Source organism: Paraeggerthella sp. LCP19S3_G8, assembly GCF_052119225.1.
GTDB lineage: Bacteria > Actinomycetota > Coriobacteriia > Coriobacteriales > Eggerthellaceae > Paraeggerthella > Paraeggerthella hominis.
Genome location: NZ_JBQKFQ010000012.1, coordinates 16,614 through 42,937, shown reverse-complemented (window position 1 = coordinate 42,937; position 26,324 = coordinate 16,614). Strand labels below are relative to the sequence as shown.

Here is a 26,324-nt window from a genome sequence, read left to right as displayed (position 1 = left end):
ACGCCTTCGCAGTTCAAGCCCGATAATTTCGCCAGCATGCGCCGCGACCGCCACAAGGTTTCGAACACGTCGGCTAGCGCGGTGAACAAGGCTCGCAACGTGCGGGAGTACACGCTTGGCGAGGAAATCGCCAACTCCATCACGCATGGCATCGGCGCTTTGCTGGCCATCGCCGCAATCCCCATCTTGGTGGTGCGCGCGCTCGATGACGGCGGCGGCGTGTATCTGTTCGCCGCCCTTGTGTACACCCTGACCATGCTGCTTGAATACACCATGTCCACGCTCTATCACGCCATTGCGGTCGATCGTGCGAAGAAAGTGTTCAAGATTCTCGACCACAGTTGCATCTACCTGTTTATTGCGGGTTCTTACACGCCGTTCTGCCTGATCTCTCTTGCGGATCACGGTGGCATGTGGCTGTGCTTGTTCGTGTGGGCGGTCGGGTTGGCCGGCGTGGCGTGCGAAGCGTTCTGGGTGTTTCGTCCCCGTTGGATTTCGGCGCTGCTGTATTTGCTCATGGGCTGGTGCGTCGTGTGGTTTTTGCCGGTGCTGGTTTCGGCTATCCCCGCGCAAGGCCTGTGGCTGCTCGTGGGCGGCGGCGTGTGCTATTCCATCGGGTGCATCTTCTACGTCCTGAAGAAGATTCCCTACATGCATTCGATTTTTCATCTATGGGTTCTTGCCGGCAGCGTTTTGCAGTTTTTGGCTATCGCGCTGTACGTCATGTAAACAGGAAGCAGCATGGATATCTGGATAAGCATTATCGTCACATTCTTGCTCGTGCTGGTCAACGGATACTTTTCTATGTCCGAAATGGCGTTGGTGAACGCCAAGTTGGTGCTGCTGCAGCATGAAGCGGAAGCAGGCGACAAACGGGCGGAACGCGCGTACAGCTTGGCGAGCGATTCCAGCCAGTTTTTGGCAACCATCCAAGTGGCCATCACGCTGGTCGGCTTCTTTGCCTCGGCCGCCGCTGCCACGAACCTGTCCGAGCCTTTGGCTTCGTGGTTTGCCAGCTTCAACGTGGCGTGGCTTACGGCTATTGCGCCCGGCTTGGCTCCCGTGGTCATCACGCTGGTGGTGTCGTACCTCAGCATCGTGGTGGGCGAACTTGTCCCGAAGCGCATTGCCCTTGCCGATGCGGAGGGCATGAGCAAAGCGGTGGCGGGCCCGCTTATGGTGTTCGCCAAGATTGCTTCGCCGCTGGTCACGCTCACGTCGGCTTCTGCTAACGGATTGTCCAAGCTGCTGCGCGTCAAGAACGCCGACGAGCGTCAAACCGTGTCCGAAGAAGAGATCAAGTACATGGTCACGGACAACGACGAGCTGCTTGAAGACGAGAAGCGCATGATCCACGACATTCTGAATCTGGGGGACATGAGCGTGCATGAGATCATGCAGCCGCGCGTGGACATGATTCTGGTCGAGGATACGGAAACGGTGCAGCAGGCTCTCGAACGCATGCACGGCACGGGGTACTCGCGCCTTCCCGTGTATCACGAGGACATCGATCACATCGTGGGCATCGTTCATTACAAGGATCTCATGGGTCCGTTCATGGATTCCAAGGGCGCTGATCCGGCCTCTTCTTATGCGTATGAAGCGCTGTTCGTTCCAGAGACGAAAGACATCTACCCGCTGCTTGCGGAAATGCAAACGAACAGGCAACAGATGGCCATTGTCGTGGACGAGTACGGTGGAACGGATGGTTTAATTACCGTAGAGGACATCGTGGAGGAGATCGTCGGCGAGATCATTGACGAGTCGGACCGAGAGAATCCGTTCGTGGAGCAAGCGAGTGGCGACACCTGGGTGGTCGACGGGCGTTTCCCGGTAGAAGATGCCGAAGAGTTGGGGTGGCCGGTCGAGGAGTCCGCAGACTACGAGACCATTGCCGGTTGGTTGATGAACATGCTCGACTCCGTTCCTCAAACCGGCGATGAGTTCGACCACGACGGCTACCGATTCAAGATCTTGTCCATGCGCCGTCGCCGCATCTTGTCGGTGCGCGCTGAACGCCTGAAAGCCCAGCCCGATTCCTCTGAATGCTCATGTGAGGAACTAGGCCGGGAGGAAGCGTGACGCAAGGAAGGCAGCTGTATCGTTCGCGCGATGCGCTTATAGCGGGTGTTTGCGCCGGCGTAGCCGACTATTTTTCCGTGGACCCGCTTGTTGTTCGCATCTTGGCAGCTGCGTTTACGCTCGCTTCCGGGGGCTTGCTTGGCTTGGCGTATCTTGCGATGTGGATCGTGGTTCCCAAGGCTCCTAAAATAGTGAAACCGCTTGAAGTAAAACCCCAATCGGTTCATTCCGACACGTACGGAACGGTGGACTTCGGCAGTCGATACGGTTCGACCGGGCAGGGTCCGTCGCGGTCGAACACGCCGGCCCAGGCAGCGGGTTGGCGCTATTCGGTGCCATCGTATACGGGCGCCGCGCACGTGCCGCCCGAGCCTCCTGCGGCCGCGCCGTTGAAGCGGGTCCCGCAACCGGTGGTCCACCATCCCGTCGATCCTCCGAAGGAGGCGTCTGAAGCGGGCGTTCGAGCCGCTTTGTGGCTGGGCTCGTTTTTGCTGTTTACCGGCATCGTCGCGATGGCGGTGACGTTCGTTCGCGATATCGCGTGGTGGCAATACGCACCGCTCTTCTTTGTCATCTTGGGAATTGTGGGCATGGTTGTTCCGGGAACCCCCGGGCGCCGCATGCGCAAGTTCGTGGAGGGGCTTGCGTGCTTTTGCATAGGCTCGATGGCGTTGACCATGAGTTTGGGCATCGTTGCTTGGGAATCCATTGTTCCCATGCTGGTTTACCTGTGGCCCCTGCTGCTCATGACGCTTGCGTTCGCGGTGTTTTCGGCAACGCTTAAATCTTCCATGATGAATTTGCTTGCGGGCGCTTGCTTCGCGGTGTTCTGCACGGTGGGGGTGCTGTGGTATTCCATCCCCGGCCCTACGACCGAGATCGTGTTCATGGCTCCGTACGGGCGCGAATACCATATTCAGATGCTGTTGAAGGAGCGCGAATTCGATTTGCTCAACGGAGACGTTCTAGAGTGGTCTATTCGGCTTTAGCTAGCAGAGCACTTACCGTTCGCCCGCATCTGCACATTTCGTTCGCTTGTTCGATTTTTCAATCGAACGCATTGCGACCTGCGGTTTTGTAAAGCGAATTTTTGTCAAGCGAACAAATGATGTAGGGTGTCTCCACACTTTTTTGCCCTATAGCCCCCTTGTCCGCTAAAATGTCTTGTACCACAACAGCATATCGCCCTCCAGGCAGCAATCCCTCTTACAATCTACTACGCTGTCAACCGCCTAAGCGGTAAGGGGTCGTGCGCTGTGTAACGAAAGGTTATTGAAGTTTTGACGGTGAAACGCACTAAACAACGGAAGTCGAACATAGCTGCCAAAATCGCTGCGGTTGGCTGCGCATCGTGCGTGCTGGCTGGGTGCATTGGCTTCGGCTTCGCCTCCGCGGGTAGCGGCGCTTCTCATGATATAGATTCGTTCGGGATTGATTCGGTAAGCACGGCTGCGTCTACGACGGACTATGGCTTTTCGTCGGAGGCCGCCGATTCTGACGCTCGCGAGTCCACGGTGCTTACCAGCACGGCTTCGCGCGATATATCCCAGGGCATCGCTGCCATAGAGGCGGAAGAGGAGGCGGCTCGCCTTGCCGCCGAAGAGGCCGCTCGGAAGGAAGAGGCGGCTCGCATTGCCGCCGCAGAGGCTGCGAAGGCCGAGCAGCAGGCTCGCGCCGCTCGCGAGGGTGCCGCAGATGCGCTGGCTTCCCTTTCCGACGTTGACTGGTCGGTGGGCCACGAGGCGTTCGTGGCCGAATGGAGCGGCCGCATCGACGCGTATCTGGCCGGTTCTCCCTTGTTTGGGCACGGTGCCACGTTCGCGGAAGCTGCTTGGGTCCATGGCGTTGATCCTCGCTGGTCACCCGCTATCTCCAATACCGAAAGCTCGAAGGGCTCTGCGTGCTTCAAGCCCTACAACGCTTGGGGGTGGATGTCCTCGGTTGCGTGGAGCAGTTGGGAAGAGTCCATCAACGCGCACGTTGCGGGTTTGGCTAGCAACTACGGGTATTCCATCACCGTAGCGAACGCGCAGAAGTATTGTCCTCCTACTTACATGGACTGGTTCAATAAAACGCTTACGCAAATGAAGATGATCTAATCGAAGCGCCGCCGGAAAGGCGGCGTTTCGCTTGTTGCGGGCTCGCGAGCCCGCCCCGTGCGCGAAGCGAGGCAACGATCGAGGCGCTGTGCTCGCCCTTCCGTTTCGCTTGCCGCTTCACCTCTTCGCTACCGTTTCGTTCCGTTATCTTGTTATTGCAGTATGCTGGGTGCTTGCAGGAAAGTGCGCCTTGGGCGCAGACGAAAGGACTGGTATGAGCAACGTGATCGTCGTAGGCTGTGGCCGCGTCGGTTCTCAGCTGGCAAACATGCTGTCGGACAACGGCAGCAACGTGTGCGTGATCGATCGCAATGCCGATGCATTTGCGAACCTGGGCCGCAACTTCAACGGTTCCACCGTGCAAGGGGTTGGCTTCGACGAAGAGACGCTGATAAAGGCCGGCGTGGAGGATTGCGACGTTGTGGCGGCGGTTACTCAGTTCGACAACACGAATCTTATGTGCGCCGAGGTGGGCAGCCGTTTGTTCGGCGTGCCTCACGTTATCGCGCGTCTGTACAATCCCGACCACGAACGCGCGTACATGCAGTTGGGCATTGACTACGTGTGCGGCACGTCGCTTGTGGCCGAGGACGTGTTTAGCAAGGTGGTGTCGGGGCACGGTGCGCACCTGGACACGTTCGGGGAGTTCGAAGTGCTGCGCTTTTCGCTTGACCTGAGCTGGTCGGATAAGCGCACCATTCGCGTGTCCGAGCTGGAGCGCGATCACGACATCCGCATTGTGGCGTTCGAGCGCGGAGACGGATCGGCCAGTTCCATTCCCACGCGCGATTCCATTCTGTATAACGGAGATTCGGTGCTGGCGTGCGTGCGCCATGAGCTGATCGAGTCGTTTTCGAAGTATATTCAAGATTAAGGTGCAGCGTTGGCCTGCAATGAATGCGGGCGGCTTGCAGGGCTGTCGGGAAAGGAAGCTTCATGTATATCGTGATCGCGGGAGGCGGCAAAATTGGCGAGTACCTGGCCACCGTGCTGCTGCAAAGCGGCAACGACGTGGCCATTATAGAGGAGACGCTTTCGACGGCCGACAGGTTGTCGGTGGCGCTGCAGGGCCGGTACCTGGTCATCCACGGCGACGGCTGCGATTCGAAGTATCAGGAAGATGCGGGCATTCGCCGCGCTGACGTGTTCGTGGCCACTACAGGCCAAGACGACGACAATCTGGTGTCGTGCGAGATCGCGCAGCGCGTGTTCAACGTGCCGCGCTGCATTGCCCGCGTGAACAGCCCGAAGAACCTTCGCATTTTCAAAGAGGTGGGCATCGAATGCGTGTCGTCCACCACGCTCATTGCGAACCTCATCGAAGAGGAGACGCTGCTTGGCAGCGTGAGCGTTGCGTCGTCGCTTACGCACGGCAACGTCATGCTGACCGAGATCGTGGTGCCGCGCATGCGCCATCACTCCAACGAGGCGGGTATTCTGGTGTCGTCGCTGCCCATGCCCGAAAACAGCCTGGTTGCCGCCGTCTCTCCTCAAGACGACGACAACGTGGAAGTGGTCAACGAGGAAACCGTGCTCTATCCGGGCGACAAGGCCATCGTCGTGGTTGACAACGAGGTTCTCGACGAAGTGCGAGCTTTGTTCAAAGCGTTGTAGCTTTTTGAAAAAGCTCCTTCGTTATGCGTCGGAAAGGCCGAGCAGAAAACGAAGTTGTTGTCCTTGCGCGGACAACTTCGCTTTTTGTTGCGTTTCTCATACGGTTATCCAGTTCCGTTCTTTGAAAGTTTCCCAGAGCACCTGTGACAATGGGTGCATCGAGCGGACGCTGCTCCGCTGAGAATGGGACGCAACAAGGAGGGGATCGTATGAAAGACGGTTGCGGTAACGGGTCGTTTGGCGAAGCGGGTATATCGAGGCGCACGTTTCTCGGAGGCAGTGCTGTAGCCTTTGGCACGATGGTGCTTTCAGGGGTTATGAGCGGGTGCTCTTCTTCGGGGGAAGGTGGCAAGCAGGGCGCGCAAGGACCCGTCGACGGCGAGCAAGTGCTGTATGAGCTCTATGATACGGACATCCTTATCATCGGCGGCGGCCTTGCCGGCTCTCATGCGGCGCTTCAGGCTTACAAGCAGGGACAAGACGTCGTGGTGGTGGAGAAAGCACCTTTCCATTTCGGGGGAGCATGCGGATACAATTGGTGCAATTGGGTGAACTTCATCCAGACCGATACGCCATGGGACAAGTCCGAAGACTTCGTCCTGAACGAGCTTACGAACAAGAAGATCGCCAAGGCGACTCACGAGGCATTTTCCGTCGAGGATCGCAATCTTCTCTTGCGTTATGCGCAGGAAGGGAACAATCTGTTTATGCGAGACGAGACGGGCGCGTTCGTCCCCGGCCTCGACATGCCCGGGTACCCGCTTTTCGGAACCTTCAATGGCTTTCCTCGTTACTTTACCGACTCGGTAGAGCGATCAGGTGCTCGTATCTTCGATCAAACTATGATTACTGATGTCATTATTGAAGACGGCGCGTGCATAGGCGCTATCGGATTGCATATTCCTACCGGGACGGTGCGCGCGTTTCGAGCCAAGTCGACGATTTCCTGCACAGGCGCAAGCTCGTGGGTGTATGGGTGGAATACAGTAGCGGCCACTTCCATCAACTCACCGGACAATACGGGCGATGTCGATGCCGCAGCTTATCGACGAGGCGCGGCCTTGCAGGATTCGGAGTTCTTCCAGTTCGATCTCATCAGCATGTATCCGACCGGTCTTGCAGCTACGTTCGTAGGCGGTATCGGCGCCGACAACCTATGCTGCGAGTACATTTGCGATGCGAACGACAACTACTTCTTCAGAGGGATGGACTACTCGACGCTCGACCGCATCACGTTCACGCGAACGATTGCCAAGGCTATCCACGATGGCGGAGGGTCGCCCAACGGCGGCGTGTACGTGGATTTCTCGAGCCCTGAGGCTTTCGCGGCTATGGGGGAAGTCTACCGTCGCAACGTTACCTTGTGGAAAGAGGTGTTCGGCATAGACGTATCCTCTTCCAAGCTCGAATGCGCGCTTGAAACGTACGAGCACGGTGGAAATCCGCGTGTGGACGAGAGCCTGATGGTCGAGGGCATGCCGGGGTTGTTCTGCGCCCGCGGCGGCGGCGTCTCGGGTGCTCAAGGGGGCACTTCGGTCAATGTCGCATACCGAGACGGATCCTATGCGATGATGAAGGCGATTGAATACGCCGAAGGACCGGGCAAGAACAAGCCGCAGTCGTTTACCTTCGCTTCGGTTGAAGAGGAAGTCGGGCGGTTGCACGAAATGCGTACGCGCCGATCCGGTGGCAAGCGCCCCCAGGAAATTACGCGCATGATTCAACGCGCCTGCTATCAAGCATGTCAGCCTACGCGGGAAACCGCGGCAATGAAAGAGGCCGTGGCGGAGCTCGAGCGCATCCGTGCGGAAGAACTGCCCAAAATGCAGCTCGGAGACGCCTCTCTGAACTACAACACCGACTGGAAGGCCGCTATCGAAGCTTACAACCTGCTCGACATTGCCGAAGCTAGTTCGAAAGCAGCTCTTATGCGCGAAGAAAGCCGTGGACATAGCTATCGACCTGAATTCCCGCAAGAAGACCCGGCAAAGTGGACGTGCAACATCGTCGCTAAAAACGTGGACGGCAAAATGCAGCTCGAAACCGTTCCCGTTGTCGAATTGGACTAGCTGCTGCTGTTTGCGCGCTTACGAGGAGGTAAGTTATGAAAATCAAGATTCAAAAGTACAATCCTTCGGTGGATCCCGCTCCTCATTTTGAGGAATACGAAATCACGCATACCGAGCATATGACTTTGCTCGAGGCGTTGGTTCAAGTTAACGATACGATAGAGCCCATTGCTTTCGACTACAGCTGTCGTGGACGCGTGTGCGGGCGGTGTGCTATGACGCTCAACGGGGTTCCTTGCCTCGCTTGCGTGACGCCGGTGGAAGATTCAGATAAAAACGAGGTTACCCCTCTTAAGCATTTCCCGGTAGTGCGCGATTTGATCGTGGACAAGACGAAGATTACCGACAGGGTGAGTCGAATTCTTGCGCGCCAGCGTGCTTTCGATCTTACGGTCGAAGAGGTGAAGGCTCCGGTCGACGCATCTTTGCCCAAGAAGCTCGAACCGCTTGAGTATTGCGCTCGTTGCGGCGTGTGCACGGCAGCTTGCCCTGTTGTGGAACAGAAAGGACTTAAATCCTATATTGGACCGACGGGCATGATTGCTATCGCAAATCGATTTTACGATCCGTACGATCAAGGGGACCGTGTGGTGGAGGCTGTGCAAAACGGCTTGTGGGAATGTATAGAATGCGGCATGTGCGATACCGTGTGCAAGGCGCTTGAGATCGATCACCTGTCGGTTTGGAAGGATCTTCGCGAAGCCGCCGAATCAGCCGGGTTGAATCCGCCTCGCTCTTAACGAGCTTCGATGTAGGTTTGAAATAGCCTGTTGATTTCCCAGCTCCGTTTCGCGACGGAGCTGGGTTGTATGCTGGCGCTCATCGTGAGTGTATACTGGAGGGGCCGTATGGGGATGCGGACGGAGGGGGCTATGAAGGCGGATTCTTGGGAGCCGAAAGGGCTTTTTGATGACGAGGATGTGCAGATGAAATTGCGCATCATGCACGCAGTCGATAGATCTCTCGATCAGGTTAAAGTGACGGATCTTTGCGAACGCGCAGGTATATCCCGACAGATGTTCTATCGGCATTTCGACAGTAAGTACAGCTTGCATTGGTGGTGGCCGACGCATGTTCACAAGTTCTATCTTATAGAGGTCGGTCGTACGATAGACTGGGAAACGGGGTATTTCCATCACTTGACCCTGCTGTCGCTTGAAAGCGATTTTTTTAAAGTAGCGACGCAATACACGCTTAACTGCCCGAGCGAGCGCAGCATCATGCCTCATTACAGAAAGTGCGCGTTGCTCGAAACCCTGCAAGATTACCGTCATATGGAGATTAGCGATGAACTTATGTTTTGCCTCGATAGATGGGTGAAAACTGAAACAGAGATACTCACTGAATGGTACCGCATGGGAACCATGCCCTCACCTCAGGAGGCTGCTGAAAAGTTGGCCCTTGCGGCTCCAAGAATGCTCTACGATGCGTTGCTGATGGATTGATCCCCGGTCGACTATCCTTGTGCCGCACGCAGCTCTTCAAGGGCTTCGGGCGGCGTGTAGCCGCACGTTCCGTCGCCTAGAGAAACCACTTCAACGGCGTCGCCTTCCTTGATTTGGCCGTCGGAAAGCGCAACGAAGAAAATTCCTTCGCGCGGGAAAATGCAGTCGCCGGCTAGGTGATAGATGGCGCATTTCGTGTGACAGACTTTCCCGATTTGGGAAAGCTCCAGAAGCACGTCATCGCCGATGCGCACATGTGTGCCCAAGGGCAAAGAAAGCAGATCGATACCTTCGGTGGTAACGTTTTCGGCGAAATCGCCTTCTGCCACGTCAAGGTCCATGGCACGAGCCTTCTCGATGGACTCCCAGGCTAGAAGCGAAACCTGTCGGTGCCAATCGCCGGCGTGCGCGTCGCCCGCCACGCCCTGATGCTCGATGACGGCAATAGGGGAGGTGCAAGGCGTTTTGCGCGTGCCTTTTCGTTTGGAGACGTTGACCGAGCGTACGCGGCCTCGCATGTTTCGATTTCGTTCTGCTTGCTCCATGACGTCCCCCTAAAAACTAGAAACTTACTAGGAAATAGAGTACTGATTTGACGGAAGAAGTCAAGGATGCTTCTTCCGTCCGGCCCACCGCGCCGCCGCGTTCGTCTGCGGCCTCGGCGCTTTCCGTGGAAACCGTCGCTTGGCCGCATGTTTGCGGTATCCTATTGCCATCAGGTACGATTGGGTGAAAGGGACCGGCGTGATCAACCGCTACACGCGCCCCGCAATGGGGGCCATCTGGGAGTTGCAGAACAAGTTCGAAATCTGGAAGGAGATCGAGGTGCTGGCGTGCGAAGCCCAAGCAGAGCTGGGCCAAGCGGGCATCACGAAGGAGGAGGCTGCGTGGATTCGCGCGCATGCCGATTTCACCGTGGAGCGCATCGACGAGATCGAGAAAGTGACGAACCACGACGTTATCGCCTTCACCACGAACATGGCCGAGTACATTGACGCTGACGTGCCGGAGGGCCAGGAACCTCCCAGCCGTTGGGTGCACTACGGCATGACTTCGTCCGACTTGGGAGATACCGCTTTATCGTACCAGGTCACGCAGGCTATCGACATCATTCTTGAGGACATCAAGCAACTGGGAGAAACGTGCAAGCGTCGTGCGTTCGAGTTCCAGAACACGCTGTGTGTCGGTCGCACGCACGGCATTCACGCCGAGCCTATGACGTTTGGCATGAAGTTCGGTAGCTGGGCTTGGGCGCTCAAGCGCGCGCAAACGCGCATGGAAGAGGCGCGCAACGTGGCGGCAACGGGCGCGATCAGCGGTGCGGTAGGAACGTATTCCAGCATCGATCCGTACGTGGAGCAGTACGTGTGCGAAAAGCTGGGCCTCACGCCCGATCCGCTGTCCACGCAGGTGCTCGCACGCGATCGTCATGCGCAGGTCATGGCTGGCCTTGCCGTGACGGCGTCTACGCTCGAAAGCATTGCCATGCAGGTGCGCTTGCTGCAGCAGTCCGACGTGATCGAGGCCGAAGAGCCGTTCACGAAGGGCCAGAAGGGCTCTTCCGCCATGCCTCACAAGCGCAATCCCATCACGGCCGAACGCGTCTGCGGCCTGGCGCGCGTGGTGAAGTCCAACGCGCAGGTGGCTTTCGACGACGTGGCCCTGTGGTATGAGCGCGACATCAGCCACTCCGGTGCCGAGCGCGTGGTGCTGGCCGACAGCTTCACGGCGCTTGACTACATGTTCGGCAAGATGCAGTGGATGCTGGATGGCTTGCAGACCTACCCCGCCAAGATGGAGCACAACCTGTGGCGCACCAAGGGTCTCATCTTCAGCTCGAAAGTGCTGCTTGCGCTGGTGGACACGGGGATCAGCCGCGAGGATGCGTACGTGATCGTGCAGCGCAACGCCATGAAGGTGTGGGAAGACATCCAGAATGCGGTGGACGGCCCCACGTACCGCGAGAACCTCGAGGCCGATCCCGAAGCCAAGTTGTCGAAGGAAACGCTCGACGAGATCTTCGATCCGTGGGACTTCCTTACCCGTAAAGACATCGTGTTCGATCGTCTTCAGGAGCTGGAGTTCTAGCTGATCGCCGGGACGCAAGATCGCATGGTAACGAAGGCCCTTCACGTACGGAGGGCCTTCGTGGTTCATGGGCTGCCGGCCGGAGTTTGAATGCCTGCAAGTTGCGGAGCCTTCGCGATCGCTTCCGCGCGTTTCTGGCGTCGGATCCAGATGAAACTGGCACGGCATTCCCGGTCTGCGTTCTCGAGCTAGCGTATAAAACGGACCCTTTTTGCGCGCATGAACAAACAGCGCAGGTCAGAGCTCTGGCGTTTTCCCGACGTCTGAAGGCGACGCACCGAGGGGAGCGCAAGCCCGTCGATTCGTGCCAAAATGCGGGCCGCGAGCCTCAAGTTGCGAGCTGCAAGCCGCCCGCCGCAAGCGGCAAACCCTGAATCGCATTCGACGGTGCGCCGACCTTCGGCTTCGGAACCGATCTGGGAATCGCTTGCAGCTTGTTCCCGGCTTACGCCGTCGGCGTCCACACGCGCACGCGGCAGCACTTCACGGGTTCGCCGCCAAGCGGAACGTGGTCGATGTTGGCGAACGTGACTACGGTGTCGTGCGATCCGGTGGAGGCAAGATACTCGCCGTAGTCGTCGGCTCCGCTCTCCACGTCGAACGCGAAGTACTCGTTGGTCGCAAAATCAACTCCGCATACGGCGGTCGTGGACTTCACCATGAAGTACTTGCCGCACCATGCTGGCGGGGCGGACGGCGCGCGGCCGAACCAGAACCACGGCGCGTTGCTGTAGTCGGCGTTCGTTGCGGCGGCGGTTGGGGTGTACGTTCCTACTTTGGAGATGCCGTCGCCGTAGTCGTACCCGGCATCGAACGAGAACGTGAATCCGGTTTTGCCGTACCCTGCCTCTAGCGGCTTCATCGAAACGGGAAGGGCTAACGAGTCTTTCACGTTGCCGGAATTTGCATCGATGCAGGTCAATTGATAGTGAATGGACGAGGTGTCGGTGCGGGGCGTGATTATCACAGAGTCGTTCGACGCATAGGGTGGCGTTGCCATGCGTCCGCGCGAGGTGTATACCACCTCGGTGTCGGATGCTCCCATGGTCGCACGCTTGAGCAAGGAGCTTTCCGCCTTCTTTGCGCCTTTCGGCTTGGGAAGCACTTGCCAGAACGCACGATTTCCAACTGCGGCGATGGACGGCGTCTCGTAGTCGGCGTTGCCTTCTTCAACCAGCACGGGCTCGCCTATGCTGGTGCCGGCAGAGCGCGCTGTGTAAATGCGCCAGATGCCGTCGAGGATGTCCGCCTCGGTCCAAACCAGTCCCGAAGACGTTGCGCGTACATCGTAGATCTCGAAGCCCTCGTCAAGGCCCACGGCTCCCTCCAGAACCGTGGTGGAGACGCCTGATCCCAAGGCCAGCAGGGCAACGTGCGTGAGCGGCTTGGCGCTTTCGGCGGGAAGCAGGCAAGCGGCTACGTGCTCGTCGTTCGCCCACACGAGCGTTCCGTAGGGCAGCTCGAAACTGCCGGTCAGGCTCATGCGCGTGCGGTAATCGTCCACGTTCGCGAGCGAGTCCGATGAGGTGACGGCGCTAGCGGGGACTTTGAGCACGGTCAGGTCGGCGTCGGGGTCTTTCTCCATCTGCTGCGCGACCACGGCAGCTCCGCCGCCGACCGCGGCCAACGCGCCGATTCCCAGTGCGCCGAACAGGAAGTGCCGTCTTGTCAGCAGGATTTCTCCGCCGCTTGGCGTGGGGATGCGCGGGCCGCTCGTATTGCCGCCGGTGGTTGCGCGGGGAGTTGCGTGGCTTGTGCCGGGAGAGGTCGTGCGTCGATGAGCCCCGCCGGATCTGACGTTGGTGCTGCCGGTTCCGTACCCGGCAACGTTGCCGACGCTCGGGGCTGCTCCGCGGCTGCTGCCTCCGCTTCCGGTGCCGAATCCTGCGACGTTGCCTACATGCCCGCCGCGCGCATTGGCCTTGCCGCCCGCGTAAAGCGGTGCGCTCTCCGAGGCGGCGCGCCTGTTCGCGCGTCGTTTCGAAGCCGTGCTGGGTTTGGCGTGATTAGCGTGTGTTGATCTGCGGGTTACCATGGTGTTTATTGTGTCATTTCCTGTACAGGTTCAAGTGCCCTCTTGCGTAATTGCTACAATAAACGCAAACACGACCACCGCGTTTTCACCTGGTCGCTTTAGAGGAAGCGGGCCACGGCGGTGGTAGCCACCGAGCTTGAGGAGTGATCCATGAGCAACGAAACACGACGCATCTTGCTGGTTGAAGATGAAAAGGCCATCCGCGATGCGGTGACCGCGTATCTCGAGCGCGAGAATTACTGGGTAACGGCAGTCGGCGACGGCCAGGAAGCCCTCGAAGAATTTTCAAAGCACCATTTCGATCTGGTTATTCTTGACCTGATGCTGCCTCGCGTTCCGGGCGAGCGCGTCTGCCGCGCCATCCGCGACAATTCCGATGTGCCCATTATCATGCTGACGGCCAAGGGCGAAGTTGAAGACCGCATCATCGGTCTGGAGCTGGGCGCTGACGACTATCTGGTAAAGCCGTTCAGCCCGCGCGAACTGGTTGCCCGCGCTCGCGCGCTTCTGCGTCGCGTGCATGCCGATTCGGAGCCTCAGCGCGAGGTTTTGGAGTTCGGCGAGCTTACCATTGACGTTTCGGGCCACAAAGTGCTTGTCAACAATGAGGAAATCGACCTGACCGCGAGCGAGTTCAAGTTGCTCACAACGCTGTCCCGTTATCCGGGTCGCGTGTATTCGCGCATGGAATTGGTCGAGAAGGTCCTCGGTTACGACTTCGAGGGCTACGAGCGCACCATCGATTCGCACGTGAAGAACCTTCGCGCGAAGATCGGCGACAACCCGCGTAGCCCGAAGTGGCTGCACACGGTGCATGGCGTGGGCTATCGCTTTGAAGACCCCACGAAGGTCTCCCAGTAGCCTGCAGCGCATCGTGAGCGACGCAATCAACGAACGAGCTTCGACCGGAACGTCCGTTTCTTCCGATAGATCGGCAGAGCGTGTGACGGTCGAAGCTGATTCCGGCACAACTGGACCTGTTGTCGTGCCCCATACCGGGGCCGGCAGGAAGCGCGGGCAGAAGATCCTTTCGTGGGAGAACCTGACCTACACGACGCGCGTCACCTCCGCCTTTGCGTTTATCGCCGTAATGACGGCGCTTGTCGCCATTGGCGTGCTTTCCTTTGTTTGGGAGCAGCATTTCCAGACGTATTCCCAGGACAACATGAAGTCTCTAGCCGAAAACACCGCTCACAAAATCGAGGAATCGTACCGCGAGGTCGGCACGCTTTACAGCCGGGATGTGCAGGCTATTGCCGAATACGCTCAAAGCTTGAGCAGCGGCGTGGGCATTGTGGTGGTTGACAACATCGGGCAAGCGGAAGTCTACAACTCCGCCCGGATCAAGATGGGGGATTCTGGTGCCCCCGCTCCGAAGGACGGGCCTTCGCTTGATGGGGGGCCGTCGCTTGCGCCGGGCATGAATTCCAACGGCATGGAGCACGCGAATATCGTCGTTGATGGTGTTGCCATCGGGTCCGTGCGCGTATGGGTGTACGGATCGGAGGCTTTGGTAACCCAGGCTGATGAGGAGTTCCGCAACAATTCCTACCAGGCGATGGTGTTTGCCGCGGTGCTGGCCATCGTGCTGGCTTCGTGCATCGGTTTTTTGTTCGCACGCACGCTGGTTGGCCCTATCAACCGCATGACCAGTACGGCAAAAGCTATCAAGGAAGGCGACCTGTCCGCCCGAACCGATTTGCACGGCGAGGACGAGATCGCGCGGTTGGGTGAGACGTTCGACGCCATGGCCGATTCCATCGAGCGCGACCGCGAATTGGAGCGCCGCCTGACCACCGATGTTGCCCATGAGCTGCGCACGCCGCTCATGGCCATCCAGTCGACGGTCGAGGCTATGGTGGACGGCGTGTTCGCTGCCGACGAGGAGCGCCTGGAAACGGTGAACTCTGAGGTTCAGCGCCTATCTCGCCTGGTCGATGCCATTCTGCGCCTGTCTCGCTTGGAGAGCCGTTCCACTCCCATGAAGAAAGAAATCGTGGACGTGGGCGAGTTGATCAACGGCATCGTGTCCACGCACGAAGCGTTCGTGTCCGACTCGGGGCTTACGCTGTCCTACGAAATGGAGCGCAACGTGTGCGTGCTCGGCGATGCCGACATGATTCGCCAGGCAACCGCCAACCTCATTTCGAACGCGGTGCGCTATACGCCCGAAGGCGGTCATATCTCCGTACGCGTGAGGCGCGGCGAGATCATGGCGGCTATTCAAGTGGAGGACACGGGCATCGGCCTGTCGCCCGAGGAGGCCAAAATGGTGTTCTCTCGGTTCTGGCGAGCAGACGCCGGGCGCACGCGCGAAAGCGGCGGTTTGGGCATTGGCCTGTCCGTGGTGAAAGAGATCGTGGATCGCCATCACGGATGGGTTCAGGTGGAGGGCGCCAAGGGCAGGGGAGCGTGCTTCACCATTCATATTCCGCTGTATAAGGACGAGGGGCAGCAAAAGGGCCAAAAAGCGCAAAAATCACGTGGAAAGTCCCGTAAAGACCAGAAATAGCCATTGAAATAGACGATAATAACGTAGGTTGAGGGAACTATCGCGCGCGAGCTATCCGGCTCGCGCTGCGTTGTTGAGAGAGCAATGAAAGGACCGGCATGACGGGGATTGACATCAAGCCCGATGCGCAGGGTAAAGTGCGCGATCTGTACGATCTGGGCGACAAGCTGCTGCTGGTGGCGACGGATCGTATTTCTGCGTTCGACTACATCCTGGAAGACGAAATTCCGCACAAAGGCGCGGTGCTCACGCAGCTGTCGTGCTTTTGGTTCGAGCTTTTGGACGGCGTGGTGGAAAACCACCTGATTTCCGCCGACGTCGAGGATCTTCCCGAGCAGTTCAAGCCCTACGCCGACTACCTGCGCGGACGCTTTATGCTGGTCAAGAAGGCCGAGATGTTCCCTTCCGAGTGCATCGTGCGCGGCTATCTGGCCGGCAGCGGCCTCAAAGAGTACCAGAAGCAGGGCACCGTGTGCGGCATCGACTTGCCCGAGGGCCTGGTGAATTCGTCGAAGCTTCCCCAGCCCATCTTCACGCCGTCCACGAAGGCCGAGATCGGCGACCATGACGAGAACATCAGCTTCGATCGCTTGGTCGAGATCATTGGCGAAGACGACGCGACGCAGCTGCGCGATCTGTCTTTGAAGGTGTACACCACGGCGCGCGATCATGCCGAGAAGCAGGGCATCGTGATTGCCGACACCAAGTTCGAGTTTGGCCGCCTGGACGGCAGGATCATCTTGGCGGACGAAGTGCTGACGCCCGACTCGTCCCGCTTCTGGCCGGGCGACGAATACGCCGAAGGCAAGGATCAGCCTAGCTTCGACAAGCAGTTCGTGCGCGATTGGCTGACCGCGAACTGGGATAAGACGGGCAACCCGCCGCGTCTTCCTCAGGACGTTATCGAGAAGACCAGCCAAAAGTACATCCAAGCCTACGAGAAGATCACGGGCCGCGCGTTCGCGTACTAGCCGCGCCCGCTTCGCCGAATCGCAAGTAACCAACAAGGAGCAACAAACTCATGACCCAACGCAATCCCATGAACGACCGGTACCAGACTGACGAGCATCAGGGACAAACGCGCAAGAGCGCTGCGTCCGCGAAGCCCAAGTCCAAGGCCGCGGCTTCGGTGCGCGTGCAGCCCACTCAGAAGACCAAGCAGCAGAAGAAGGCCGAGCAAAAGGCCGCTCGCGCAAAGCAGTCGCAGATCGATCGCCAGTACTACAATCCGCCTACGCCCCAGTACAAGAGGCTGCGCAAGATCTGGTGGGGGCTTTTGATCGGCGCGATCGCCTTGACGGCCCTTTCGTGGGTTGGCCGTTCCTTCCTGCCGGAAGTGGGGACGTACATTTCGTTGGGCTTGGCGTACGCCTGCATCATCGGCGCGCTGTACGTGGACTTCTCGAAGATCCGCAAGGTTCGCCGTGCCTATCAAGAAGAGATGATGAGCAAGAAGTCCAAGGAGATGCGCGCGCAGGAAAAGAAGGCCAAGGCTGCTCAGCGCGCCGCGAAGCAGCAGGAGGCTGAAACGCCGGAGGTTGCCGAAGAGGCTCCGAAGAAGCGCGGGCTGTTCGGCAGCGGCTTCAGGCTGAAGAAGGCCGAGGAGACGAAGGCCACCGAGCAGGATGCGAAGCCTGCGCAAGATTCCAAAAAGTAAGGGGGCCCCATGGTTTCTCGTGTCTACGTAGAAAAGAAGCCCGGTTTTGACGTGGAAGCCCAGCAGCTTGCGCATGAGCTGCGCAGCATTTTGGGCGTCGAGGGGCTTGAGAGCGTGCGTTTGGTGAATCGCTACGATGTGGAAGGCGCAAGCGACGAGCTATTCGCCCAGTGCGTTCCCACCGTGTTCAGCGAGCCTCAGTCCGACACCGCGACGTTCGAGCTTCCGCAGGCTGATGGCGCGCACGTGTTCGCCGTGGAGTACTTGCCGGGCCAGTTCGATCAGCGCGCCGATTCGGCAAGCGAGTGCATGCAGCTGATCAGCCAAGGCGAGCGTCCCGACGTGCGCAGCGCGAAGGTGTACGTGCTGTCCGGCGACCTTTCGAACGAGGATGTCGAAGCTATCAAGCAGTACGTGATCAACCCCATCGAGGCGCGCGAGGCGTCGCTCGAAGAGCGCGACACGCTCAAGATGGAGCAGCCGGTTCCCGGCATGGTGGAGACGATCGAGGGCTTCCTTGATTTGGACGAGGCAGGGCTGGCAGCGTTCATAGCCGACCGCGGGTTGGCAATGGACCTGGCCGACATCGTGTTCTGCCAGCAGTATTTCGCCGAAGAGGGCCGCAATCCCACCATCACCGAGATCAAGATGATCGACACGTACTGGTCGGACCACTGCCGTCATACCACGTTCGGCACCGAGCTCACGAACGTCGAAATCAACGACGCGGCGGTGCGCGCGGCGTTTGAGAAGTACCTGGACATGCGTCATGAGCTGGGCCGCGATCATAAGCCGGTGTGTCTTATGGACATGGGCACCATCGGCGCTCGGTACCTGAAGGCGAAGGGCGTGCTGACCGGCCTCGACGAGTCCGAAGAGATCAACGCCTGCACCGTGAAGGTCAAGGTCGACGTGGACGGCGAAGAGCAGGATTGGCTCTACCTGTTCAAGAACGAGACGCATAACCATCCGACGGAGATCGAGCCGTTCGGCGGCGCGGCCACCTGCGTGGGTGGTGCCATTCGCGACCCGCTTTCGGGCCGCAGCTACGTGTATCAGGCCATGCGCGTGACGGGCGCGGCCGATCCGCTGGTGCCCGTGTCCGAAACGCTGCCGGGAAAGCTGCCGCAGCGCAAGCTGGTGACCACGGCTGCCGCAGGCTATTCGTCGTACGGCAACCAGATTGGCTTGACCACCGGCCAGGTGAACGAACTCTACCATCCCGGGTACGCGGCAAAGCGCATGGAGATCGGCGCGGTCGTGGGCGCTACGCCGGCTGACCACGTGCGCCGCGAAACGCCGGCGCCGGGCGATGTGATCGTGCTTCTGGGCGGGCGCACGGGCCGTGACGGCATCGGCGGGGCCACGGGTTCCTCGAAGGCCCACAACCTTGATTCCCTTGAAAGCTGCGGCGCCGAGGTCCAGAAGGGCAACGCGCCTGTCGAGCGCAAGATTCAGCGCCTGTTCCGCCGCGGCGACGCGTGCCGGCTTATCAAGCGCTGCAACGACTTCGGCGCGGGCGGCGTGTCCGTGGCGGTGGGAGAGCTGGCCGATGGCCTGTTCATCAACTTGAACAAGGTTCCCAAGAAGTACGACGGACTGGATGGCACCGAGCTGGCAATCTCGGAAAGCCAGGAGCGCATGGCCGTGGCGCTGGCGCCCCAAGACGTCGATGCGTTCCTGGCGCTTGCGCGCGAGGAGAACCTCGAGGCTACGCCTATCGCCGAGGTCACTGAAGAAGCGCGCGTGCGCATGGTCTGGAACGACAAGACCATCGTGGACGTGAGCCGCGACTTCCTGTCCAGCAACGGCGCGCCGAAGCATCAGGACGTGCGCGTGGTCGAAGGCGGCTGCTACGAGCGCTCTTGGCCGGGCTCCACGCTGGCCGAGCGCATGCGGGCGCTGGTTACGGACATCAACGTTTGCTCGAACAAGGGCCTGTCCGAGCGCTTCGACTCCACTATCGGCGCGGCTACCGTGCTCATGCCGTTCGGCGGAAAGCACCAGCTTACGCCGAGCATGGCTATGGTTGCCAAGCTGCCCGTAGATGGCGAGACCACCACGTGCAGCGGCATGTCCTGGGGATTCAACCCGTACCTGACCGAGGCGAACCAGTTCACCGGTTCGTACGTGGCAGTGGTGGAGAGCGTGGCGAAGCTGGTGGCTGCGGGCTTTTTGCGCAAGGACATGTACCTGACGTTCCAAGAGTACTTCGAGCGCCTGCGCGACGAACCCGAGCGCTGGGGCAAGCCCGCGGCGGCGGTTCTGGGGTCGCTGATGGCTCAGATCGATCTGGGCGTGGGCTCGATCGGCGGCAAGGACTCCATGAGCGGCAGCTTTGAAACGCTGGACGTGCCGCCTACGCTGGTGTCGTTCGCGACGGCGGTGGGTTCGGTCGAGCGCGCGACGTCGCCCGAATTCAAGGCCGCCGGCAATCGCGTGGTGCGCATTGCCCCGCGTTACGCCGAGGACGGCGTCACGCCGCAGATCGATGGATTGCTGGAAGCTATTGCCCTGGTCGAGCGCCTGATCGGCGACGGCGCGGCTTTGTCCGTGTCTACGCCCGGATATGGCGGCACGGCGGAAGCCCTGTTCAAGATGTGCGTTGGCAACGGCATTGGCGTGAAGCTGGCCGATTGCGTGCAGGCCGATCAGCTGTTCGCTCCCGCTTACGGCAGTTTCCTGGTGGAGATGCCCGCGTGCGTCGAACTGCCGGATGCAAGCGATGCCGTGTGCGTGTCCGAGCTGGGCCAGACCGTTGACGAGTACGCGTTCGAGGCTGCTGGCGAATCGATCGACCTTGCCGGTTTGCAGGAGGCATGGGAAGGCGCGTTGGAGCCGGTGTTCCCGTATCGTGCCCAGGGCGAGCCGGTCAAAGCCGTGAGCTTCACGGACGGCGCTCCGCTTGTGTACAACGGCACCATCGCGAAGCCGCGCGTCATCATCCCGGTGTTCCCGGGCAACAACTGCGAATACGACTCCGCCCGCGCGTTCGAACGCGCAGGTGCCGTGGCCGAGACGTTCGTCATCAACAACCTGACGCCCGAGGCGGTTGCCGAAAGCACGGCGGAGCTGGTTCGCCTTATTAAGAACAGCCAGATCATCATGCTTCCGGGCGGTTTCTCCGGCGGCGACGAGCCTGACGGTTCGGCGAAGTTCATCACGGCGTTCTTCCGTGCTCCGGCAGTGACGGAAGCCGTGCGCGATCTGCTGCAGAACCGCGACGGCCTCATGCTGGGCATCTGCAACGGTTTCCAGGCGCTTGTGAAGCTGGGGCTGGTGCCGTACGGCGATATTCGCCCGATGGACGAGGATTGCCCCACGCTTACGTTCAACAACATCGGCCGTCACCAGAGCCGTTTGGTGCGCACGCGCGTGGCGTCGAACCTGTCGCCTTGGATGAGCCGGTGCGAAGTGGGCGACATCCATACAGTGGCGATCAGCCATGGCGAAGGCCGGTTCGTGGCGAGCCCCGAGTTGCTGGAGCGTATGGCCGCCAATGGTCAGATCGCCGCGCAGTACGTTGACGATCAGGGTGCGCCTTCCATGGGCTTGGATGTGAACCCGAACGGGTCTGCTTGGGCGGTCGAGGCTATCACCAGCCCCGATGGTCGTGTTCTGGGCAAGATGGGCCATACCGAGCGCAGCGGTTACAGCCTGTACAAAAACGTGCCCGGCAACCTGTACCAGCCCCTGTTCGAGGGCGGCGTGGGTTACTTCACGGATTAATCGATTCCGCGTACAGCGTGTTTGCAGGGGCCGGCGTACTCACGAGGTGCGTCGGCCCTTGTTGCATAGACGGGTCGCTCTTCCTGCCAAATGGGTGAAGTTGTCGGGGCGATCGTCGGCCTCGGTTTACGAGGCGTTCTTCGTTTTCGGTGCAAGCCAGCCCGCAACGCCTCGCGCTGCGTCGTGGGCGATCAGGTTGGTCAGCGTGCCCAGCGCGCTTACCAGAATGTCCCGGTTCGCCTGATCGAGCGCTTTGGCGGCTTCGACCAGCAAGGCTATGGACTTCACCCCGCCCATCAGGATGTCTGCGGCATCGAGCGCGCTCGATGCTTCGATGGCCCTGAACGCGGCCTCGACCACCTGCCGGGTTTTCTCGGGGGAGAACCCGGTCAGCCATTGCTCCATGATCGCGTGGGTCGAGAGGGACGAATCTGCCAGCTGATCGGCGTAGACGAAATCGGTTCCCTTAACTTCCCAGTTCAGCACGCTGTGCTGCATCATACCGTGATCTGCGCTGTGCACCACGTGCAGGGGCAGTTCACGCGGCGTTTCCAGAAGCATTCCCACGATGCACTCTTGCGGCACCGTCTTGTGCACGCGATCGCGGATGATCGAGAACGCGCGGTCGTCGACGGCTCCCGCCCGAAAGCCGGGGCCATCGTGGTCGTATATGCGTTCGATACGCTCTTGGACTTTCGGCGTTGCATGCAGAGCTGCGTATTCGGCCAGGTTTCCGCCTTTGGAATGGCCTCCTAGATACAGCCGCTGCGGCAGGCGGGGCGCGACGGCTTCCAGGTAGCGAACAGCCAGGTCTTGCGTGGGAACAGGGAATTGGTAGGTCATGTTGAAGTTCTCGCGCCATCCAGTGAACGACCGATCGGTGCCGCGAAACCCCACGTAGGCGAACTTTTTGCCGCAAACGAACGTCATAGCGGCGAATTGGGTTTGCGTCGCCTCGTCGAACACGCTTGCGCAGTCCTGTACGGTCATAGTGCGAAAGCGCGGGCTGGCTGCAAGGGCCAGCATGTTGTTTTTCACGGGCTCGGGCACCAGGCCCGTGAACAGGCTATCGTAATGCTCCGCCCGCAGCGCGTCGGTGAAGCGCACGGGCCGTACGGGACGGAGGCGATCCGCGACGGCTGCTCGAAGGCTCGGAGGTTCGCTCCATGCGCGTTTCATAGGGGTGATGTCTTCCATGCGAACCATGCAGAACTGCGAAAGGGCTGCCGAGTCCACCGGGTTGAACGGCTTCTCGTCAAAGGATGCGAATTCCGTTGCCAGGTAATCGAGGATGTTCATGCGCGCTCCTTCAGGGCAGATCGACCGCTTGGTGCCTGCCTCTAGTGTAGCGCACCAGCTTCCTGCGCGCGGTGAGGGCCGCTTTTATATGGGAAGGCCCCGACTGCTGAATGAGCTGCGCAGCCGAGGCCTTGAGAAACGTCGAGCACCGTTGTCCTACGCGTAGATTTCCTTTTCCACCACCAGGTCGTTCTTGATCTTGCCGACCAGTTTCTGCAAGGCGTCGATGCAGTTGGGGCGGATGTCGGCGCCGATCAGAACGTACATGATGGAGTCGCCCACGCCCAGCACTCCCTCGTTCAGCCATACGCGCACGTAGTATACGCCCGGCCAGGTCAGAGCTTCCTCAACGGCTGCGTCTACACCAGCGGCGTCGTAGGAGAACTCCACCTGCGCAACGTCGCCCAGCCCTTCGACGCCTTCGCGTACCTGCTGTTTCGGGGTGATGCGCACCACGCCGTTGTGGGTGAGAAACATGCCGCACTGAGCGGCCTTCGGATCCTGCTTCGCTTCCTTGAGCCACTGATCGATAGAGGGTTCCTGCTTGGCCATGAGCGAGCTCCTTTCTGTCTGTGCTGCATAGTATACTCTATTGAGGATTATAGAAGCTATAAAGTCATAGCAAGTTGATAGGGAAAAGTTGCCTTTTTTACGGATGGAACTCAACCCTGCAGAGGTACGGCGTGCGTGCAAGGCTTCGTGTTTTGCTGCGCATTCCGGTTCGCCTGCGCCCCGTGCGCCGATGCGGGCTTCGCCCGGAAGCGCGGTGACCGAAGCGGCTTGGCAGCGCACGGCTTTCTCCTGGCTCCAGGGTATCCATTCTACGAAAATTTACGCTCTGCACCCGGGGAAATGCAGCAAGGCTGGTAGTATGAACCCCAATCACAACAGCCGGCGACGGGCCGGCTCTGCCGACGGGCAGGTCGGCGACATCAAGGGAAGCAAACAGGCAGAAAGGTAGGCGGACCTATGGCTTTGCCCGCATCCGATTTGAGCAAGCAGCCCGACAACCGTACCACCATGGAGCTGGGCGCGGTGCTGCCGCGTACCGCCGAAGTGCGCGACGACCACTTGTACGTAGGCGGCGTCGACATGGTGGAGCTGGCGCGCGAGCAGGGCACGGCTTTGTACGTCATGGACGAAGCGGACATGCGCAGCCGCATGGAGTCCTACCGCGAGGCGTTCCGCAGCCGCTATCAGAATTCCGATATCGTGTATGCCAGCAAGGCGTTTCTCAATAAAGAAGCGGCTCGCATGGTGGCCGACGAGGGCCTGTGCCTTGACGTATCGGGCGGTGGCGAGCTGGCTATCGCGCGTGCAGTGGATTTTCCGGCCGAGCGCGTGTTCATGCATGGCAACAACAAGACGCCGCGCGAGCTGCGCGAAGCCATCCAGGCGGGTGTCGGCCGCATCATCATCGACAGTCGCATCGAACTCAAGCGCATCTCCGAGATCGCCGGTGAGCTGGGCGTCGAGCAGCCTATCTACATGCGCATCACGCCAGGCGTCGAGGCCGACACGCATCAGTATATTCGCACGGGTTGCGAGGACTCGAAGTTCGGCTTCACCATGCGCGAGGATTTTGCGTTCGGTTGCGTGAAGGACGTGCTGGCTGCGCCGAACGTGCGTTTGGCGGGCCTGCATTGCCACATTGGCTCGCAGATCTTCTCGCTGCACTCCTACCCCGAGGCCGTCGAGGTCATGGTGGACCTTATGGCCCGCATCGAGCAAGAGTACGGTTATCGCATCGAGGAATTGGATGTGGGCGGTGGTCTGGGCATTGCCTATACGGCTGACGACAAGCCGGCCTCCATCGACGAGTTCGCCGAAACGGTGACCTCGTCCGTGCTCGCCGCGTGCCAGAAGTACGGCGTGGCTGAGCCGCGTCTGCTCACCGAGCCGGGCCGCAGCCTGGTGGCTACCGCCGGTGTAACGCTGTATACGGTGGGCATTATCAAAACCCTGCCGAACATTCGCAAGTACGTGGCGGTTGACGGCGGCATGTCCGACAACATCCGCACGGCGCTGTACCACGCCGATTACGAGCCGGTTATCGCCAACAAGGCGGGGCAGCCGCGTACCGAGATCGTCACTATTGCGGGCAAGCATTGCGAAAGCGGCGACGCCGTGGTCATTGACATGCCGATCCAGCATCCTGACCTGGGCGATATCGTTGCTGTCTTCGGCACGGGCGCGTACTGCTACACTATGGCAAGCAACTACAACGGCCAGCCGAGGCCGGCCGTCGTGTTCGTGAGGGACGGCGAAGCGCGCGTGGTTACGCGCCGCGAAACGTACGATGATCTGATGAGCCGGGACATTTAGGAAAGGGAGAGCGACATGGCGGTTAAACTTGGCTTGGTGGGCACCGGCACGGTGGGCGGCGGATGCATCGACATCCTGAAGAACCACCGGGAGGACTTCAAGCGCCACTACGGTGTTGACCTGGAGCTGGTGCGCGTGTGCTCGCGCAATCCCGAACAGGCCATCGAACACGGCGTGGAGGATATCTTCACTCAGGATTACCAGGACATTCTCAATGATCCTTCAATCGATATCGTTATCGAGCTGATCGGCGGCACTACCGTGGCGCGCGATGTGGTGCTGGGCGCGTTGCGCGCTGGCAAGAACGTGGTCACGGCCAACAAGGCGCTCATGGCTACGTATGGCGAAGAGGTCATGCACGCTGCGGACCAGGCGAACAAGGAGATCGCGTTCGAGGCGAGCGTGGGCGGCGGCATCCCCATCATCGATCCGATGAAGCATTCCCTTATCTCCAACGAGATCTCGTCGGTCATGGGCATTGTGAACGGCACGACGAACTACATGCTGACCCGCATGGTCGAAGACGGTTTGAGCTACGACGATGCGCTCAAGGAGGCGCAGCAGAAGGGCTTCGCTGAGGCGGATCCCACCGCCGACGTGGACGGTTTCGACGCTGCCGCCAAGATTGCCATCCTGGCCTCCATCGCATTCAACTCGCGCGTGACCATCGGCGACGTGCATACCGAAGGTATTCGCAACGTAACCACTATGGACCTGGACGCGGCGCGTGATATGGGCTATTGCGTAAAGTTGCTAGCCCTTGCTCACCGTACGGCGCAGGGCATTGACGTGCGCGTGCATCCCACTATGCTGCCGCTGACGCATCAGCTGGCCACGGTCAACGGCGTGTTCAACGCCATTTACGTGACGGGCGATGCCGTGGGCGAGACCATGTTCTTCGGCGAGGGCGCGGGTTCGGGCCCGGCTGCGAGCGCTGTGATGGGCGACGTGCTGGAGGTGGCGCGTCATGTTACGTTGGGCGTGGGACCGCTTGTGGGTTGTACCTGTACCGATAGCCTGCCTATCGTTCCCATGGAAGAGCTCAAGACCAAGTATTACATCCGCTTCAAGGTGGCCGACCGCTCGGGCGTTCTTGCCTCTATGGCCGGCGTGTTCGCCAAGCACAACGTAAGCGTGTACTCGGTGGTGCAGCGCGGCAAGAAGGAAGGCGGCACGGTGGATCTGGTGTACGTGACGCATACCGCGTGCGAGAAGAGCGTGCGCGACGTGCTGACCGAGATCGCGCAGCTTGACGACATCCTGCGCGAGGAGCCCAGCGTCATCCGCGTAGAAGACGAGTAACAGCTAGCTTGCCCGGTTGGCAAGTTGCTCCGATTTTTTAGCAGCGTATGCATGCGGCCCTGACGATA

The 26,324-nt window shown here is 59.8% G+C and carries 21 protein-coding genes; 17 read left to right on the top strand and 4 right to left on the bottom strand.

Features of this window, described 5'->3' with window-relative positions; genetic code table 11:
* The first annotated feature begins 36 nt into the window (after nt 1-36).
* From trhA to ACTQZK_RS11575, 9 genes are all read left to right on the top strand, one after another.
* Nucleotides 37-729 carry a PAQR family membrane homeostasis protein TrhA gene (gene trhA, locus ACTQZK_RS11615; protein WP_216529239.1) on the top strand — a complete coding sequence of 231 codons (693 nt, stop codon included), beginning with the start codon at nt 37-39 and terminating at the stop codon, nt 727-729.
* 12 nt (nt 730-741) lie between these two features.
* Nucleotides 742-2,082 (top strand): hemolysin family protein, encoded by a 1,341-nt coding sequence (locus tag ACTQZK_RS11610; protein WP_114567848.1) that lies wholly within the window; start codon nt 742-744, stop codon nt 2,080-2,082.
* Nucleotides 2,079-3,071 carry a PspC domain-containing protein gene (locus ACTQZK_RS11605; protein ID WP_225749792.1) on the top strand — a complete coding sequence of 331 codons (993 nt, stop codon included), beginning with the start codon at nt 2,079-2,081 and terminating at the stop codon, nt 3,069-3,071. Before ACTQZK_RS11610 ends, ACTQZK_RS11605 begins: the two co-directional genes overlap by 4 nt.
* Nucleotides 3,072-3,368: 297 nt before the next feature.
* Nucleotides 3,369-4,181: a CMP-2-keto-3-deoxyoctulosonic acid synthetase gene (locus ACTQZK_RS11600; RefSeq protein ID WP_418831661.1), complete on the top strand. Its 813-nt coding sequence runs from the start codon at nt 3,369-3,371 to the stop codon at nt 4,179-4,181.
* Nucleotides 4,182-4,395: 214 nt separating this feature from the next.
* On the top strand, nt 4,396-5,055 hold the full coding sequence (locus ACTQZK_RS11595; protein WP_114567857.1) for a potassium channel family protein: 660 nt from the start codon (nt 4,396-4,398) through the stop codon (nt 5,053-5,055).
* Between the two features lie 62 nt (nt 5,056-5,117).
* Nucleotides 5,118-5,795 carry a potassium channel family protein gene (locus tag ACTQZK_RS11590; protein WP_114567845.1) on the top strand — a complete coding sequence of 226 codons (678 nt, stop codon included), beginning with the start codon at nt 5,118-5,120 and terminating at the stop codon, nt 5,793-5,795.
* A 209-nt stretch (nt 5,796-6,004) separates the two neighbouring features.
* Entirely contained in the window at nt 6,005-7,864 is a 1,860-nt protein-coding gene (locus tag ACTQZK_RS11585; protein ID WP_441899688.1) for an FAD-dependent oxidoreductase, read from the top strand.
* Between the two features lie 35 nt (nt 7,865-7,899).
* A complete protein-coding gene (locus tag ACTQZK_RS11580) occupies nt 7,900-8,604 on the top strand; it encodes a succinate dehydrogenase/fumarate reductase iron-sulfur subunit (protein WP_441899687.1) in 705 nt (234 codons plus the stop codon).
* A gap of 132 nt (nt 8,605-8,736) precedes the next feature.
* On the top strand, nt 8,737-9,309 hold the full coding sequence (locus ACTQZK_RS11575; protein ID WP_114567856.1) for a TetR/AcrR family transcriptional regulator: 573 nt from the start codon (nt 8,737-8,739) through the stop codon (nt 9,307-9,309).
* Between the two features lie 11 nt (nt 9,310-9,320).
* Here ACTQZK_RS11575 and ACTQZK_RS11570 read toward each other — a convergent pair whose 3' ends face one another.
* A complete protein-coding gene (locus ACTQZK_RS11570) occupies nt 9,321-9,854 on the bottom strand; it encodes an MOSC domain-containing protein (RefSeq protein WP_216529217.1) in 534 nt (177 codons plus the stop codon).
* Between the two features lie 199 nt (nt 9,855-10,053).
* On the opposite strand from ACTQZK_RS11570, the gene purB reads away from it, so the two are divergent.
* A complete protein-coding gene (gene purB, locus ACTQZK_RS11565) occupies nt 10,054-11,397 on the top strand; it encodes an adenylosuccinate lyase (RefSeq protein WP_216529218.1) in 1,344 nt (447 codons plus the stop codon).
* A gap of 445 nt (nt 11,398-11,842) precedes the next feature.
* On the opposite strand, the gene ACTQZK_RS11560 is transcribed toward purB, so the two are convergent.
* Nucleotides 11,843-13,432, bottom strand: coding sequence for a Tat pathway signal protein (locus ACTQZK_RS11560; protein ID WP_225749794.1), 1,590 nt, complete (start codon nt 13,430-13,432; stop codon nt 11,843-11,845).
* Between the two features lie 150 nt (nt 13,433-13,582).
* Between ACTQZK_RS11560 and ACTQZK_RS11555 the strand changes: the two genes are divergently transcribed.
* The 5 genes from ACTQZK_RS11555 to ACTQZK_RS11535 all read left to right on the top strand — a co-directional run bounded on the left by ACTQZK_RS11555 (nt 13,583) and on the right by ACTQZK_RS11535 (nt 21,330).
* Nucleotides 13,583-14,293 carry a response regulator transcription factor gene (locus ACTQZK_RS11555; RefSeq protein ID WP_103264709.1) on the top strand — a complete coding sequence of 237 codons (711 nt, stop codon included), beginning with the start codon at nt 13,583-13,585 and terminating at the stop codon, nt 14,291-14,293.
* A 124-nt stretch (nt 14,294-14,417) separates the two neighbouring features.
* Nucleotides 14,418-15,944: an ATP-binding protein gene (locus ACTQZK_RS11550; protein ID WP_441899690.1), complete on the top strand. Its 1,527-nt coding sequence runs from the start codon at nt 14,418-14,420 to the stop codon at nt 15,942-15,944.
* A gap of 98 nt (nt 15,945-16,042) precedes the next feature.
* Nucleotides 16,043-16,915 carry a phosphoribosylaminoimidazolesuccinocarboxamide synthase gene (locus ACTQZK_RS11545; protein WP_216529220.1) on the top strand — a complete coding sequence of 291 codons (873 nt, stop codon included), beginning with the start codon at nt 16,043-16,045 and terminating at the stop codon, nt 16,913-16,915.
* Between the two features lie 50 nt (nt 16,916-16,965).
* Complete coding sequence (locus ACTQZK_RS11540) at nt 16,966-17,601, top strand: hypothetical protein (RefSeq protein ID WP_114567838.1); 636 nt, start codon at nt 16,966-16,968, stop codon at nt 17,599-17,601.
* A 9-nt stretch (nt 17,602-17,610) separates the two neighbouring features.
* Entirely contained in the window at nt 17,611-21,330 is a 3,720-nt protein-coding gene (locus ACTQZK_RS11535) for a phosphoribosylformylglycinamidine synthase (RefSeq protein WP_441899686.1), read from the top strand.
* A 126-nt stretch (nt 21,331-21,456) separates the two neighbouring features.
* On the opposite strand, the gene ACTQZK_RS11530 is transcribed toward ACTQZK_RS11535, so the two are convergent.
* Together ACTQZK_RS11530 and ACTQZK_RS11525 are read right to left on the bottom strand one after the other, a co-directional pair.
* On the bottom strand, nt 21,457-22,629 hold the full coding sequence (locus tag ACTQZK_RS11530; protein ID WP_441899685.1) for an Mbeg1-like protein: 1,173 nt from the start codon (nt 22,627-22,629) through the stop codon (nt 21,457-21,459).
* Between the two features lie 156 nt (nt 22,630-22,785).
* Nucleotides 22,786-23,181 (bottom strand): molybdenum cofactor biosynthesis protein MoaE, encoded by a 396-nt coding sequence (locus ACTQZK_RS11525; RefSeq protein WP_114567835.1) that lies wholly within the window; start codon nt 23,179-23,181, stop codon nt 22,786-22,788.
* A gap of 417 nt (nt 23,182-23,598) precedes the next feature.
* Between ACTQZK_RS11525 and lysA the strand changes: the two genes are divergently transcribed.
* Both lysA and ACTQZK_RS11515 read left to right on the top strand, forming a co-directional pair.
* The gene (lysA, locus tag ACTQZK_RS11520; RefSeq protein ID WP_441899684.1) at nt 23,599-24,954 is read left to right on the top strand and encodes a diaminopimelate decarboxylase; all 1,356 of its coding nucleotides are present in this window, start codon (nt 23,599-23,601) and stop codon (nt 24,952-24,954) included.
* A gap of 15 nt (nt 24,955-24,969) precedes the next feature.
* Nucleotides 24,970-26,256 carry a homoserine dehydrogenase gene (locus tag ACTQZK_RS11515; RefSeq protein WP_418831648.1) on the top strand — a complete coding sequence of 429 codons (1,287 nt, stop codon included), beginning with the start codon at nt 24,970-24,972 and terminating at the stop codon, nt 26,254-26,256.
* Nucleotides 26,257-26,324 lie beyond the last annotated feature (68 nt).

Coding starts and splice junctions, on each gene's coding strand:
- trhA (WP_216529239.1), top strand. CDS start 37: ATGCGCCGCGACCGCCACAAGGTTTCGAACACGTCGGCTAGCGCGGTG.
- ACTQZK_RS11610 (WP_114567848.1), top strand. CDS start 742: ATGGATATCTGGATAAGCATTATCGTCACATTCTTGCTCGTGCTGGTC.
- ACTQZK_RS11595 (WP_114567857.1), top strand. CDS start 4,396: ATGAGCAACGTGATCGTCGTAGGCTGTGGCCGCGTCGGTTCTCAGCTG.
- ACTQZK_RS11590 (WP_114567845.1), top strand. CDS start 5,118: ATGTATATCGTGATCGCGGGAGGCGGCAAAATTGGCGAGTACCTGGCC.
- ACTQZK_RS11585 (WP_441899688.1), top strand. CDS start 6,005: ATGAAAGACGGTTGCGGTAACGGGTCGTTTGGCGAAGCGGGTATATCG.
- ACTQZK_RS11580 (WP_441899687.1), top strand. CDS start 7,900: ATGAAAATCAAGATTCAAAAGTACAATCCTTCGGTGGATCCCGCTCCT.
- ACTQZK_RS11575 (WP_114567856.1), top strand. CDS start 8,737: ATGAAGGCGGATTCTTGGGAGCCGAAAGGGCTTTTTGATGACGAGGAT.
- ACTQZK_RS11570 (WP_216529217.1), bottom strand. CDS start 9,854: ATGGAGCAAGCAGAACGAAATCGAAACATGCGAGGCCGCGTACGCTCG.
- ACTQZK_RS11560 (WP_225749794.1), bottom strand. CDS start 13,432: ATGGTAACCCGCAGATCAACACACGCTAATCACGCCAAACCCAGCACG.
- ACTQZK_RS11555 (WP_103264709.1), top strand. CDS start 13,583: ATGAGCAACGAAACACGACGCATCTTGCTGGTTGAAGATGAAAAGGCC.
- ACTQZK_RS11545 (WP_216529220.1), top strand. CDS start 16,043: ATGACGGGGATTGACATCAAGCCCGATGCGCAGGGTAAAGTGCGCGAT.
- ACTQZK_RS11540 (WP_114567838.1), top strand. CDS start 16,966: ATGACCCAACGCAATCCCATGAACGACCGGTACCAGACTGACGAGCAT.
- ACTQZK_RS11535 (WP_441899686.1), top strand. CDS start 17,611: ATGGTTTCTCGTGTCTACGTAGAAAAGAAGCCCGGTTTTGACGTGGAA.
- ACTQZK_RS11530 (WP_441899685.1), bottom strand. CDS start 22,629: ATGAACATCCTCGATTACCTGGCAACGGAATTCGCATCCTTTGACGAG.
- ACTQZK_RS11525 (WP_114567835.1), bottom strand. CDS start 23,181: ATGGCCAAGCAGGAACCCTCTATCGATCAGTGGCTCAAGGAAGCGAAG.
- lysA (WP_441899684.1), top strand. CDS start 23,599: ATGGCTTTGCCCGCATCCGATTTGAGCAAGCAGCCCGACAACCGTACC.
- ACTQZK_RS11515 (WP_418831648.1), top strand. CDS start 24,970: ATGGCGGTTAAACTTGGCTTGGTGGGCACCGGCACGGTGGGCGGCGGA.